Below are 13369 nucleotides of genomic sequence, written 5' to 3' on the forward strand. Positions count from 1 at the left end.
ACCACCGGCGGGACAGCGATGCGGGCCGCACCCATCGGGTGCGGCCCTCTCGTGCTCAGTCGAGCGTGCTCAGCCAGTCGGCGCCATTCAGGCGGCGACGACCTCGATGGCCAGCTGCGCGGCGACCTCGGGGTGCAGACGCACGGACACCTGGTACGAGCCCAGGGTCTTGATCGACGAACCGAGCTCGACACGACGCTTGTCGACCTCCGGGCCACCGGCGGCCTTGATCGCCGTGGCGATGTCGGCCGGGGTCACGGAGCCGAAGAGACGGCCGGCGTCGCCGGAGCGAACAGCCAGACGCACCTTGACGGCCTCAAGCTTGGCCTTGACCTCGTTGGCCTGCTCGATGGTCGCGATCTCGTGGATCTTGCGGGCGCGGCGGATCTGCGCCACGTCCTTCTCGCCACCCTTGGTCCAGCGGATCGCGAAACCGCGCGGGACCAGGTAGTTGCGAGCGTAGCCGTCCTTGACGTCGACGACGTCACCAGCGGCACCGAGGCCGGAAACCTCGTGAGTGAGGATGATCTTCATAGTTCGGTCACCCTCTCTTAGCGCGCGGTGGACGTGTAGGGCAGCAGCGCCATCTCACGGCTGTTCTTCACGGCCGTGGCGACATCGCGCTGGTGCTGAGTGCAGTTGCCGGTGACGCGGCGGGCACGGATCTTGCCACGGTCGGAAATGAACTTCCGCAGCATGTTCGTGTCCTTGTAGTCCACGTACGCGGTCTTGTCCTTGCAGAACGCGCAGACCTTCTTCTTAGGCTTGCGCACAGGCGGCTTCGCCATGGTGTTTCTCCTGTGTGATCAAGAAGTGGGGGTACGAGTCCCCGCCTTCCCGGGACACCACCCTGAACGGGTGCGGGTCCCTAGAAGGGGGGCTCGTCCGAGTAGCCGCCGGAGTTACCGGAGTTGCCGGAGTTGCCGGAGCCCTGGCCCCAGCCGCCTCCGCCGCCCTGCTGCTGGCCGCCGGACGGGCCACTGGTGGCCCACGGGTCGTCGGCGGGAGCACCGCCGCCACCCTGCTGGCCGCCACCGGGGGCACCGCCCCAGCCGCCGCCACCCTGCTGGCCACCGCCGCCGTAGCCACCCTGGCCACCGCGACCGGTGGTCTTGGTGACCTTGGCCGTGGCGTTCTTCAGGCTGGGGCCGACTTCCTCGACGTCCAGCTCATAGACCGTGCGCTTGACGCCCTCGCGGTCCTCGTAGGACCGCTGCTTCAGACGGCCCTGCACGACGACGCGCATGCCGCGCTGCAGCGACTCGGCGACGTTCTCCGCCGCCTGACGCCAGACCGAGCAGGTCAGGAAGAGGCTCTCGCCGTCCTTCCACTCATTGGTCTGACGGTCGAAGGTGCGGGGAGTGGACGCGATGCGGAACTTCGCGACCGCCGCACCGGACGGGGTGAAGCGCAGCTCGGGGTCGTCGACGAGATTGCCGACGACCGTGATGACGGTCTCGCCTGCCATGGTGAACCTCTCGGCGGGATTGCTTCTGGCTGCTTGCTGCTACTCGGGTCCGATGACCTCTGAGCCGATGGCTCAGTGGGTCTCGGGACGGAGGACCTTGGTCCGGAGGACCGACTCGTTCAGGTTCATCTGCCGGTCGAGCTCCTTGACGACCGCGGGCTCAGCCTGCAGGTCGATGACCGAGTAGATGCCCTCGGGCTTCTTCTTGATCTCGTAGGCGAGACGACGACGGCCCCAGGTGTCGACCTTCTCCACCTTTCCGTTGCCCTCACGGACGACGGAGAGGAAGTTCTCGATCAGGGGGGAGACAGCGCGCTCCTCCAGATCGGGGTCGAGGATGACCATCACCTCGTAGTGACGCATGTGGAACCCACCTCCTTTGGACTCAGCGGCCACGGTCGTTCCGTGGCAGGAGGGTCGTGATGCGTACTGCAACGGTGTCGAAGCAGGTCAGAGGGGCGATAAACCCCTCAGTGACCGAAAGCTCACGCGCCATGCCCCGTCGGTGATCACAGACGATCCCGCCGGGCAGTGGGCAGACACCGGTGCAGACCGTACAGAGTACCCGCAGGTGCGCGTGCGGTTGAAATCCGGGGAGTGAGGGGCACAATCTGTACACATCGGGTGTGCGCGGCGCTACGGTGAGCCGCGTTCCGGCTACGCAGGAGGTGCCACATGGCACAGGCAGTGCGACGTCAGACCTCCCTCTTCGCCACCGACGGCAAGCCCCACCCCGTCCAGGACACCTTGCTCGCCGTGACGCTGGTGCTGGGCGTGCTCTCCCTCGTCACATCCCTCTTCCACAACCTCCATCTGCTCAGTTCCTGGGCCGGGCTGATCGGCATCGGCACCGGCGCCTACGGACAGTTCATCTCGGCGACCACCCGGGAACGCACCGGACTGGTCATCGGGCTCGTCGCCTCGGCTCTCGGCTTCTTCCTCGGCATGGCGCACGGCGGCCTCTTCGGCGGGGTCATCGGCTAACGAACGCGCGACCCCCGCGGCCCGCTGGGCCGAACGCGGCCATTCGGGGCGCTCCCCTTGCACAGTAGGCTTCGGCGCGAGAGCCAGGAGCCCCAGACCCATGGGGAGACACCAGCCGAGGAGCGCCCCGCATGAGCCTGACCCTTCGGACCATCAGCCGAGAGCAGCATCTGGCCTTTATCCAGTCCCTGCCCGCGGCCAGCCACTGCCAGGTCCCGGCGTGGGCTGACGTGAAGACGGAGTGGCGCTCGGAGAACCTGGGCTGGTTCGACCGGGCGGGCCAGCTGGTCGGTGTGGGCCTGGTGCTGTACCGCCAGCTGCCCAAGATCAAGCGGTATCTCGCCTATCTGCCCGAGGGCCCGGTCATCAACTGGTACGCGCCCAATCTGGACGAGTGGCTCCGTCCGATGCTGGACCACCTCAAGCAGCAGGGCGCCTTCTCCGTGAAGATGGGCCCGCCGGTCGTCATCCGGCGCTGGGACGCCCCGGCGATCAAGTCCGGTATCCAGGACCCCGACGTCAAGCGACTGCGGGACGTCGAGGCCACCCACATCGAGCCCCGCGCCTTCGAGGTCGCCGACCGGCTCCGCAAGATGGGCTGGCAGCAGGGCGAGGACGGCGGTGCCGGGTTCGGCGACGTCCAGCCGCGCTACGTCTACCAGGTACCGCTCGCCAACCGCTCCCTCGATGATGTCCTCAAGGGCTTCAACCAGCTGTGGCGCCGCAACATCAAGAAGGCCGAGAAGGCCGGTGTCGAGGTCGTCCAGGGCGGCTACCACGACCTTGAGGAATGGCAGCGGCTCTACGAGATCACGGCGGTCCGTGACCGTTTCCGGCCCCGCCCCCTCTCGTACTTCCAGCGCATGTGGCAGGTCCTGAACGCGGAGGACCCCAACCGCATGCGGCTCTACTTCGCGCGCCACAACGGGGTGAACCTCTCCGCCGCCACGATGCTCGTGGTCGGCGGGCACGTCTGGTACTCCTACGGCGCCTCGGACAACATCGGACGCGAGGTCCGGCCGTCGAACGCCATGCAGTGGCGGATGCTGCGCGACGCCTACGCGATGGGCGCGACCGTGTACGACCTGCGGGGGATCAGCGACTCGCTGGACGAGACCGACCACCTTTTCGGTCTGATCCAGTTCAAGGTCGGCACCGGTGGCGAGGCCGTCGAGTACGTCGGCGAGTGGGACTTCCCGCTGAACAAGCTGCTGCACAAGGCGCTCGACATGTATATGTCGCGCCGCTGAGGCCCGCCGGGCGGCGGTCGAACGGCCGGACACCGGGCCGCTGACGCCGCCGCCACCCACGCCGTAACCTCGTCAGAAGATCTTGCAGCAGTCCCCACACCAGCCATCAGAAAGGTTCCGGGCCGGCCATGGCGCTCTCCCTCTATGTCGACACCACGCGCTGGCGGGCGCACCAGAAGTCCGTGATCGACCAGTTCCCCGGACTGGTTCCGGTCTGCAAGGGCAACGGTTACGGCTTCGGTCATGAGCGGCTCTCCGAGGAGGCCACCCGCTTCGGCACCGACATGCTGGCCGTGGGCACCACCTACGAGGCGGCCCGGATCAAGGACTGGTTCAGCGGGGACCTGCTGGTGCTGACGCCGTTCCGCCGGGGCGAGGAGCCGGTGCCCCTGCCCGACCGCGTCATCCGCTCGGTCTCCTCGGTCGACGGGGTCCACGCGCTCGTCGGCGCCCGCGTCGTCATCGAGTGCATGAGCTCCATGAAGCGCCACGGCGTCCTGGAGCAGGATCTCGGCCGACTGGCGGCCGCGATCGAGGACGTACGGCTGGAGGGGTTCGCCCTCCATCTGCCGCTGGACCGGACCGACGGCTCCGACTCGGTCGACGAGGTCATCGGCTGGATGGACCGGCTGCGCGCGGCCCGGCTGCCGCTGCACACGATGTTCGTCAGCCATCTGCGCGCCGATGAGCTGAACCGGCTGCGCCAGCAGTTCCCCCAGACCACGTTCCGCGCGCGCATCGGCACCCGGCTCTGGCTCGGTGACCATGAGTCGACCGAGTACCGCGGTTCCGTCCTCGATGTCACGCCCGTCGCCAAGGGCGACCGCTTCGGCTACCGCCAGCAGAAGGCCGCCTCCGACGGCTGGCTGGTCGTGGTCGCGGGCGGCACCTCCCACGGGGTGGGCCTGGAGGCGCCGAAGGCGCTGCACGGGATGATGCCCCGGGCCAAGGGGGTGGCGCGCGCCGGTCTGGCGACCGTCAACCGGAACCTGTCGCCCTTCGTCTGGGCCGGGAAGCAGCGCTGGTTCGCGGAGCCCCCGCATATGCAGGTGTCGATCCTGTTCGTCCCGTCGGACGCGCAGGAGCCGCAGGTCGGCGACGAGCTGGTGGCGCATCTGCGCCACACCACGACCCAGTTCGACCGGCTGGTGGAGCGCTGACGGACCGGCTGTGGGGCCCGCCCTGAGGGGCGGGCCTCCGTGCTCTCCGGAGCGGGGGATCCGAACGAGCCGGAAGGATCCCCGTAGGGACGGGTGGACGCGGACGCTCAGCGTCGTACGAGCAGCCGCCGGGCGTCCCACGGGGGGTCAGCCACGGGGTTCCCCGGGACTGCCCCCCTGCCCCCGCGTCTCCTCCAGCACCATCTCGACCAGCGGACCATCGTCGTCGGCCGTGTGGCGTGCCACCGGCACCAGCGGCCCGGTGTCCTCGGCCCCGTCGAGCACCCCGCCCGAGGGATCGTCCGAGCCGTCCTCGCGCACCGGGTCCCGCTCCGGGTACAGGATGTCGCGCACCACCACCGCGCACAGATACAGCGTCCCGAGCAGATGGAGCGCGATGGCGACCTGGTAGCCCTCGGCGGGCAGTCCCTGGTTCTTCTCCCCCGTGGTGTGGGCCAGGTACATCCAGATCCCGAGGAAGTAGAAGACCTCGCAGACCTGCCAGACGAGGAAGTCCCGCCAGCGGGGCCGGGCCAGCGCGGCGAGCGGGATGAGCCACAGGACGTACTGCGGCGAGTACACCTTGTTGGTGAGCACGAAGGCGGCCACCACCAGGAAGGCCAGCTGTGCGAAGCGCGGCCGACGGCGGGCGCGGAGCGCCAGGGCGGCGATGCCCGCGCAGGACAGGAGCATCAGCAGCGTCGCGTAGCTGTTCACCGTCTCGACGTCGATCGACTCATTGGTCCGCTGGGTGATGATCAGCCAGAACGAGCCGAAGTCGATCCCGCGCTCCTGGCTGAACGTGTAGAACTTCTTCCATCCCTCCGGCGCCATCACCATCACCGGCAGGTTCACCACCAGCCAGGCGCCCGCCGCGCCCAGCACCGCGGTGCCGTACTCCCGCCAGCGCCCGGCCCGCCAGCACAGCAGCAGCAGTGGCCCCAGCAGCAGCACCGGATAGAGCTTGGCGGCCGTCGCCAGCCCGATCAGCACGCCGAAGGCGAGCGCCCGTCCCCGGGACCACATCAGCATCGCGGCGGCGGTGAGCGCCACGGCCAGCAGATCCCAGTTGATCGTGGCGGTGAGGGCGAAAGCGGGGGCCAGGGCGAGCAGCAGCGCGTCCCAGGGGCGGCGGCGGTGGGTGCGGGCGACACAGACGGCGATGACCGCGGCGCAGATCATCAGCATCCCCGCGTTGATCAGCCAGTAGACCTGCTCCTGGTGCTGGATCGAGCCACCGGAGAGGTTCAGCCACGAGGCGACCTGCATAAAGAGCCCGGTGAGCACCGGGTACTCCAGGTACTCCATATCGCCGGGGAGCCGGTCGAAGTAGGGAATCAGCCCCTCGGAGAAGCCACGCCCCAGATAGAGGTGGGGGATGTCGGAGTAGCAGGCGTGGGTGTACTGGGAGTTGGCGCCCCGGAACCAGGCCCAGTCGTAGCAGGGCATCTTCTGCACCATGCCGAGCGCGAACATGCCCAGGGCCACCAGCACGATGACACGCACCGGGTTCATCCAGCCGTGCCACCCGCGCAGCGCGAACCGTCCGGCGGGCCCTCCGATCACCTCGCTGCCGGCGGCGGCGACGGGATCCCTCCGAGTGGGCCGCACCTCGGGCCGGTCGTCGTGCACGCTCGTCTCTTCTGCGCTGGGCATGGGGGACATCCTGCCGTACGGAGTCGGGGCGCGGAGCGGTCCGGAGACGGGCCGCCCGGCCCCGTACGGCACGCGTCGAGAGGACCCTGGCCCCGGCGGTCTCGCCGTCACCGTACGCGTACGCAGGGGAACGCCGTCAGAGGGCGCGACAGTCGCCGGGGCACGGCGTCAGCGCGTCCTCCAGGGGGCGCACGACCCCCGGACGGCACTCTTCCCGGTACGCGGCTCCAGGGAGGCGTGTGAACGCCGTGAGGGCCGCCGCACCGGGCGCTCAGGCTGTGCGGGGTGCACAGTCCGGGCGCCGGGTGCGGCGGCCCTCAGCCGGCTGGAGCGCTGTGGCGCGCCACCAGGGGCGATCTAGCCCCGGGAGCCCAGGACGCTTCCGCTTCCGTTGTCGCCCTCGCCACCGTCGTTGTCGCCGGAGCCGTTCTCCCCGTCGGACGGGGAGGATTCCGAGTTCGTCGGCTTGCCGTCGCCACCGCCCGGCTCGCCCGGGTTGCCGCCGTTGTCACTTCCGGGCGGCCCGCAGCTCCACTGCTCCCATTCCTTGCAGGAGTTGCTCGGAGAGGGCTTGTCGACGTCCTTGGTCGGCTTCTCCTCTTCCTCCTCTTCCTTGGACGGGGAGGAAGTGGCGGACTCGGACTCCTTCTCGGTGGGCGACGGGGGCGGGCTGCTGGCGCCGCCGCCCCAGACGGCCTCGCCGATCTGCTCGGGCTCGGGGAACGTCGTCACCGGGGTGCCCTTGACCGCGTCCGCCATGTAGAGCTGCCAGATCTCGGACGGGAACGAGGAGCCGTGGATCTTCTCCTGGCCGCCGGTGCCGAACATCTCCAGGAAGGCCCGGTTCTTGTTGTTCTCGTCGTCGTCCAGGCGGTACATGTCGATGGCGGTCGCCAGGTCCGGCGTGTAGCCGACGAACCAGGCCGACTTGTTGCCATCGGTCGTACCCGTCTTACCGGCGACCTCACGGCCCGGGATCCGGGCGTTCTTGCCGGTGCCGTCCTCGTCCTCGACGACGTCCTTGAGGATGTCGGTCACGTTGTCGGCGACGGCCGCGGGGAAGGCGCCGCGGACCTGCTCCTTGTGGGAGTAGATCAGCTTCCCGTCCTGCAGCACCTTCGTCACGGAGTACGGGTCGCGCTGCTGGCCACTGGCGGCGAAGGTGGCGTACGAGCCCGCCATCCGGATGGCGCTGGGGGTGGAGATACCGATCGAGAAGGAGGGCACATTGCCCGGGTCGAGCGACTTCTCCAGCAGCCCGGCGTCCACGGCGGCCTCCCGGACCTGCGGGATACCGATGTCCATGCCGAGCTGGACGAAGGGGGAGTTGGCCGAGACGATCATCGCCTCACGCAGGTTGATGTTCTTGTACGACTGATCGCCGTCATTGACCTGGAGCCACTCCTTCCCTTCCTCGTTCTGCCAGACCTCTCCGTTGTAACGCTTGATCTTGAGCTTGTTCTTGCCGTTGTAGATGGTCTTGTCGGGGTCGATGATCGTCCGCTCGGAGGCCGACTGCTCGGCGCCGAGCTTGGGGTCGCGGACCCCGTCCCGCATGGCGGCGGCCAGCACGAAGGGCTTGAAGGTCGAGCCGACCTGGGCACCGGTGACATCGGCGTTGTTGGTGAAGTGTGTGGTGGCGTCCTCACCGCCGTAGACCGCCGCGATCGCCCCCGTCTTCACATCCACCGACGCCCCGCCGAACTGGACATGAGTGTCGGTCTCCGGGCGCTTCTTGGCGTCGATGTTCTCCTTGCGGACCTTGTCGACCGCCTTCGTCAACTTGTGGACCAGATCCTTCTTGAAGGTGGTGTGGATCTGGTAACCCCCGGCGGCGAGTTCACGCTCGGAGAGCTTGGTCTTGCTGAGGAAGTTGGCCTTCGCCAGCGAGACCAGATAGCCGGTCTGCCCGCTGAGCTGCGCGGACTTCTTGAGGGGCTTGGGCGTGGGGAACCCCTCGGCCACATACTTGTCGCGCTCGGCGCCTGACAGGCCGCCGTCCTTGACCATCTCGTCGAGGATCCAGCGCCAGCGCTCGGTCGCGCGCTTCAGATTGGCGGCGGGCGTCGCGGCGGGGTCGTTCTCGACGGACCCGGCGGGGTCGTAGTACGTGGCGCCCTTGAGTACGGCGGCGAGGAAGGCGCTCTGGCTCGGCGTCAGTTTCTCGGCGTCCACGTCGTAGTACGCACGGGCCGCGGCCTGGATGCCATACGCGTTGCGGCCGTAGAACGAGGTGTTCAGATACCCCGCCATGATCTCTTCTTTGTCCATGTCGGCGCCGACCTTGATGGAGATGAAGAGCTCTTTGAACTTACGGCTGAAGGTCTGCGACTGGTCCCCGAGATGGGCGTTCTTCACATACTGCTGGGTGATGGTGGAGCCACCCTGGGTGTTACCGCCCTGGGCCATCTTCAGCGCGGCCCGCAGGATGCCCCGCGGGTCGACGCCGGAGTCCTTCCAGAAGGTCTTGTTCTCGGCGGAGACCACCGCCTGCTCCATATGGTTCGGGATCTGCCCTATCGAGATGATCTGGCGGTTGGTCTCCCCGCCGGTGGCGACCATCTGGGAGCCGTCGGCCCAGTAGTAGACATTGTTCTGCGCCTCGGCGGCCTTCTGCGGGTCGGGGACCTCCACCATCGCGTACGCGGTGAAGGCGCCGATCATCATGGTGCCGAGGAACCCGAAGCACAGACTGGTGGTCAGCCGCCAGGACGGCAGCCAGCGGCGCCACCCGTGCTTGCCGAAGCGGGGGTAGTCGATGAACCGCTTCTTGCCGGGACCTCCCGGACCGTCATGGCCACCGCCGCCACCCGTACCCCGGCGGCCGCCGCCGCGACCACCTCCGCCGCCGCCACTGTCCACACGGCGGCGGCTGCCGCGCTGCGCGGCGCGGCGGGCCTCCGCCCGCCCGCCGTAGGGGCGCTCCTCGCCATGCGGATCGGAATCGGAAGGGGATTCCGCCGCGGCGCCATGAAGCGGCGCCGCACGGCGGCCGGAGGACTGCTGGGCGGCGCGTCTGGCAGCCGCACGCCCGCCACTTGCTGCCTGTGGCGGTTTGCGTCGGTGCTCGCTCATCGAACGGTTACTCCTCGGGCAGGCGAGACGCCTGGAAACGGCAGGTGAGTTCCGGTCCCCCCGAAATGGATGCGGACCAAGCCCTCAGAAGGTTCATCCGCTGTGCATCCACGGCGATGACGTCAGACGACGCCGCGCGGTTCCCGGTCTGCATCCGCACAGACTACGGGCGCCCAAAACCCTCCTAGACCCGAAGTTCACCCTAAATCAGGCAAGTTGCTCCACAGTAATTACCGATGTGACGCCGCTCACGAAGGCCCCCCTTGTCGCGAGGGCATCACCGTCCTATCGTGCTGATGTATCGACTCGATACATCAGCACGACATAGCCAGGCTGAGACGGCGAGGAGGCAGCGGTGAGCAGACGCTCGGGCATCCTTGAATTCGCCGTTCTCGGCCTACTCCGCGAGGCCCCGATGCACGGGTATGAGCTGCGTAAACGGCTCAACACCTCGCTCGGGATCTTCCGGGCCTTCAGCTACGGGACCCTCTATCCCTGTCTCAAGACTCTGGTCGCCAACGGCTGGTTGATCGAGGAGACGGGCAGCGCCCCCGAGGACGCCCTCGCGGCTTCGCTCGCGGGGCGCCGCGCCAAGATCGTCTACCGGCTGACGGCGGAAGGTAAACAACGGTTCGAAGAGCTGCTCTCGCACACCGGACCCGACAGCTGGGAGGACGAGCACTTCGCGGCTCGCTTCGCCTTCTTCGGGCAGACGGAGCGCGAGGTGCGGATGCGGGTACTGGAAGGCCGACGCAGTCGGCTGGAGGAGCGTCTGGAGAAGATGCGCGCCTCCCTGGCCCGCACCCGGGAGCGTCTCGACGACTACACGCTTGAGCTCCAGCGCCATGGGATGGAGTCCGTGGAGCGCGAGGTGCGCTGGCTGAACGAGCTCATCGAGAGCGAGCGGGCCGGGCGGGACAGACGTGAGTCCCCCTCCGACGGCGCGGCTCAGCAGGGCAACACTTCGGGAGCGGCGGACGGCCTGCCCCGGCGCCAGGACGGTGAGCCCTCCGGGCCCGCCACCTCGCCGGATCCGTCCGACGGGACCGACAAGTGAGACCGCGCGGTCCGCGGGGTCTCATCCGGAATACCGAAATCACACAGGGAGCAACCGGAATGGGTTCGGTTCGCGTAGCCATCGTCGGCGTGGGCAACTGCGCCGCCTCGCTGGTGCAGGGCGTCGAGTACTACAAGGACGCCGACCCGGACAGCAAGGTGCCGGGTCTCATGCACGTCCAGTTCGGCGACTACCACGTCCGTGACGTGGAGTTCGTCGCGGCATTCGACGTGGACGCCAAGAAGGTCGGCCTCGACCTGGCGGACGCCATCGGTGCCAGCGAGAACAACACCATCAAGATCTGCGATGTGCCCCGTTCCGGTGTGACGGTGCAGCGCGGCCACACCCTGGACGGTCTGGGCAAGTACTACCGCGAGACCATCGAGGAGGCCACCGAGGCTCCGGTCGACGTGGTTCAGGTCCTCAAGGACCAGAAGGTCGACGTCCTCGTCTGCTACCTGCCGGTCGGCTCCGAGGCCGCGGCGAAGTTCTACGCCCAGTGCGCCATCGACGCCAAGGTCGGCTTCGTCAACGCCCTCCCGGTCTTCATCGCCGGGACCAAGGAGTGGGCGGACAAGTTCACCGAGGCGGGCGTGCCCATCGTCGGTGACGACATCAAGTCCCAGGTCGGCGCCACCATCACCCACCGGGTCATGGCGAAGCTCTTCGAGGACCGGGGTGTCATCCTCGACCGCACGATGCAGCTGAACGTCGGCGGCAACATGGACTTCAAGAACATGTTGGAGCGCGAGCGCCTGGAGTCGAAGAAGATCTCCAAGACCCAGGCCGTCACCTCCCAGATCCCCGACCGTGAGCTGGGCGAGAAGAACGTCCACATCGGCCCCTCCGACTATGTGGCGTGGCTCGACGACCGCAAGTGGGCCTATGTCCGCCTGGAGGGACGCGCCTTCGGTGATGTCCCGCTGAACCTGGAGTACAAGCTGGAGGTCTGGGACTCCCCGAACTCCGCCGGTGTCATCATCGACGCGCTGCGCGCCGCGAAGATCGCCAAGGACCGGGGGATCGGTGGCCCGATCCTCTCCGCCTCCTCGTACTTCATGAAGTCCCCGCCGGTCCAGTACTTCGACGACCAGGCCCGGGAGAACGTCGAGAAGTTCATCAAGGGCGAGGTCGAGCGCTGATCTAGCCGGTCGTCCGCCGTCGGACCGGTCGCCGAGCGCTCGGTGACCGGTATCTGACCGGTATCTGACCAGCATCGCCGTCAACGGAGGTCCCCGGGTCGCGCGCCTGGGGACCTCCGGCGTGTGTGAGGCTTGATCACATGCCCGTCGTACGTGATCTGCGCGTACTCCTGCGCCTGCCCGACTTCCGCCGACTGCTGACCGTCCGATTGCTCTCGCAGTGCGCCGACGGCGTCTTTCAGGTCGCACTCGCCACCTACGTGGTGTTCTCCCCCGAGAAGCAGACCTCACCAGCGGCCATCGCCTCCGCCATGGCCGTGCTCCTGCTGCCGTACTCCCTGGTCGGCCCCTTCGCGGGTGTCCTGCTGGACCGTTGGCAACGGCGCCAGGTCTTTCTGTACGGGAATCTGCTGCGGGCCCTTCTCGCCGGTAGCACCGCCGTACTGATCCTGGCCTCCGTGCCGGACTGGCTCTTCTACGCCTCGGCCCTCGCCGTCACCGCGGTCAACCGCTTCGTTCTGGCGGGGCTGTCGGCCGCCCTGCCCCGGGTGGTCGACGAGGAGCGGCTCGTCATCGCCAACGCGCTCTCCCCGACCGCGGGCACCCTGGCCGCCACCGTGGGCGGCGGCCTCGCCTTCGTGGTCCGCCTGGCCTCCGAGGACTCCGACGCGGCTGTCGTCCTGCTCGGAGCCGTCCTCTATCTCTGCTCGGCGCTGGCGGCGCTTCGACTCGGCCGACGGCTCCTCGGGCCGGACACCACGGCCGGCCATCCCCGGCTGATCGCCGCGGTCGCCTCCACCGCCCGGGGCCTGGTCGGCGGGCTGCGGCATCTGAGCCAGCGGCCCATGGCGGCCCAGGCCCTGACCGCGATGACCCTGATGCGGTTCTGCTACGGGGCGCTGACGGTGATGGTGTTGATGCTCTGCCGCTACGCCTGGTACGAGCAGGAGCAGGACGGGCTCGCCCTGCTGGGACTGGCGGTCGCGGTCTCGGGGGCTGGCTTCTTCGCCGCCGCCGTGACGACCCCCTGGGCCATTGGCCGTCTGGGCCGGTTCGGCTGGATGGTGGGATGCACGGGCACGGCCGCCGTACTCGTGCCCTCGCTGGGACTCTTCTTCGACCCGGGGCCGACCCTCATCGCCGCCTTCGTTCTGGGCTTCATCACCCAGGGCGCGAAGATCACCACCGATACCGTCGTCCAGACCTCCGTCGACGATGCCTACCGGGGCCGGATCTTCTCCCTCTATGACGTGCTGTTCAATGTCGCCTTCGTCGGGGCGGCGGGAGTGGCGGCGCTGATGCTGCCGCCGGACGGGCGATCGGCCCCCTTGCTGGTGCTGATCGCCCTGATCTACGCGGGAGTGACGGTGCTGCTGTCGCGGTGGGCGCGCCAGGAGAGGGAGACCGCCCACGAGACCGCGGAGTAGCCCGCCCGTCGCCGCGAGGTACGGAGCCGTCGATGTTTCACGTGAAACAGCCGCACTCACCGACGAGCGCAGACAGCACCGACGCGGCGAGCCGCTCGCGGGGCCCAGGAACCCAGGGGAGAAGGTCGGGGCCATGTTTCACGTGAAACA

12 protein-coding genes are annotated in these 13369 nt (G+C 68.3%); 6 read left to right on the forward strand and 6 right to left on the reverse strand.

Annotated features, from left to right (window positions below; all coding sequences use genetic code 11):
* Nucleotides 1-87: 87 nt before the first annotated feature.
* The 4 genes from rplI to rpsF form a co-directional block, all read right to left on the reverse strand.
* A complete protein-coding gene (gene rplI, locus ACFVIM_RS25680) occupies nucleotides 88-534 on the reverse strand; it encodes a 50S ribosomal protein L9 (RefSeq protein ID WP_384305653.1) in 447 nt (148 codons plus the stop codon).
* Nucleotides 535-551: 17 nt separating this feature from the next.
* Nucleotides 552-788, reverse strand: a complete 237-nt coding sequence (rpsR, locus tag ACFVIM_RS25685; protein WP_005315025.1) for a 30S ribosomal protein S18 — start codon at nucleotides 786-788, stop codon at nucleotides 552-554.
* An 80-nt stretch (nucleotides 789-868) separates the two neighbouring features.
* Nucleotides 869-1468 (reverse strand): single-stranded DNA-binding protein, encoded by a 600-nt coding sequence (locus tag ACFVIM_RS25690; protein ID WP_384305655.1) that lies wholly within the window; start codon nucleotides 1466-1468, stop codon nucleotides 869-871.
* Nucleotides 1469-1540: 72 nt separating this feature from the next.
* A complete protein-coding gene (gene rpsF / locus ACFVIM_RS25695; protein ID WP_004950685.1) occupies nucleotides 1541-1831 on the reverse strand; it encodes a 30S ribosomal protein S6 in 291 nt (96 codons plus the stop codon).
* A gap of 312 nt (nucleotides 1832-2143) precedes the next feature.
* Between rpsF and ACFVIM_RS25700 the strand changes: the two genes are divergently transcribed.
* From ACFVIM_RS25700 to ACFVIM_RS25710, 3 genes are all read left to right on the forward strand, one after another.
* Complete coding sequence (locus ACFVIM_RS25700) at nucleotides 2144-2452, forward strand: hypothetical protein (protein ID WP_384305658.1); 309 nt, start codon at nucleotides 2144-2146, stop codon at nucleotides 2450-2452.
* Between the two features lie 131 nt (nucleotides 2453-2583).
* Nucleotides 2584-3702 (forward strand): lipid II:glycine glycyltransferase FemX, encoded by a 1119-nt coding sequence (locus ACFVIM_RS25705; protein WP_384305660.1) that lies wholly within the window; start codon nucleotides 2584-2586, stop codon nucleotides 3700-3702.
* 128 nt (nucleotides 3703-3830) lie between these two features.
* Nucleotides 3831-4862, forward strand: a complete 1032-nt coding sequence (locus ACFVIM_RS25710) for an alanine racemase (protein ID WP_384305663.1) — start codon at nucleotides 3831-3833, stop codon at nucleotides 4860-4862.
* A 147-nt stretch (nucleotides 4863-5009) separates the two neighbouring features.
* Here the strand turns inward: ACFVIM_RS25710 and ACFVIM_RS25715 are convergent, their stop codons facing one another.
* Both ACFVIM_RS25715 and ACFVIM_RS25720 read right to left on the reverse strand, forming a co-directional pair.
* Nucleotides 5010-6518: a glycosyltransferase family 87 protein gene (locus ACFVIM_RS25715; protein WP_384305665.1), complete on the reverse strand. Its 1509-nt coding sequence runs from the start codon at nucleotides 6516-6518 to the stop codon at nucleotides 5010-5012.
* A 357-nt stretch (nucleotides 6519-6875) separates the two neighbouring features.
* On the reverse strand, nucleotides 6876-9593 hold the full coding sequence (locus ACFVIM_RS25720; RefSeq protein WP_384305668.1) for a transglycosylase domain-containing protein: 2718 nt from the start codon (nucleotides 9591-9593) through the stop codon (nucleotides 6876-6878).
* Between the two features lie 355 nt (nucleotides 9594-9948).
* On the opposite strand from ACFVIM_RS25720, the gene ACFVIM_RS25725 reads away from it, so the two are divergent.
* From ACFVIM_RS25725 to ACFVIM_RS25735, 3 genes are all read left to right on the forward strand, one after another.
* Entirely contained in the window at nucleotides 9949-10650 is a 702-nt protein-coding gene (locus ACFVIM_RS25725; RefSeq protein ID WP_384305671.1) for a helix-turn-helix transcriptional regulator, read from the forward strand.
* Nucleotides 10651-10709: 59 nt separating this feature from the next.
* Nucleotides 10710-11792 (forward strand): inositol-3-phosphate synthase, encoded by a 1083-nt coding sequence (locus ACFVIM_RS25730; protein WP_384305675.1) that lies wholly within the window; start codon nucleotides 10710-10712, stop codon nucleotides 11790-11792.
* Between the two features lie 140 nt (nucleotides 11793-11932).
* Complete coding sequence (locus ACFVIM_RS25735; protein WP_384305678.1) at nucleotides 11933-13219, forward strand: MFS transporter; 1287 nt, start codon at nucleotides 11933-11935, stop codon at nucleotides 13217-13219.
* Nucleotides 13220-13369 lie beyond the last annotated feature (150 nt).

It is taken from the genome of Streptomyces sp. NPDC057638 (assembly GCF_042800315.1).
Classification (GTDB): domain Bacteria; phylum Actinomycetota; class Actinomycetes; order Streptomycetales; family Streptomycetaceae; genus Streptomyces.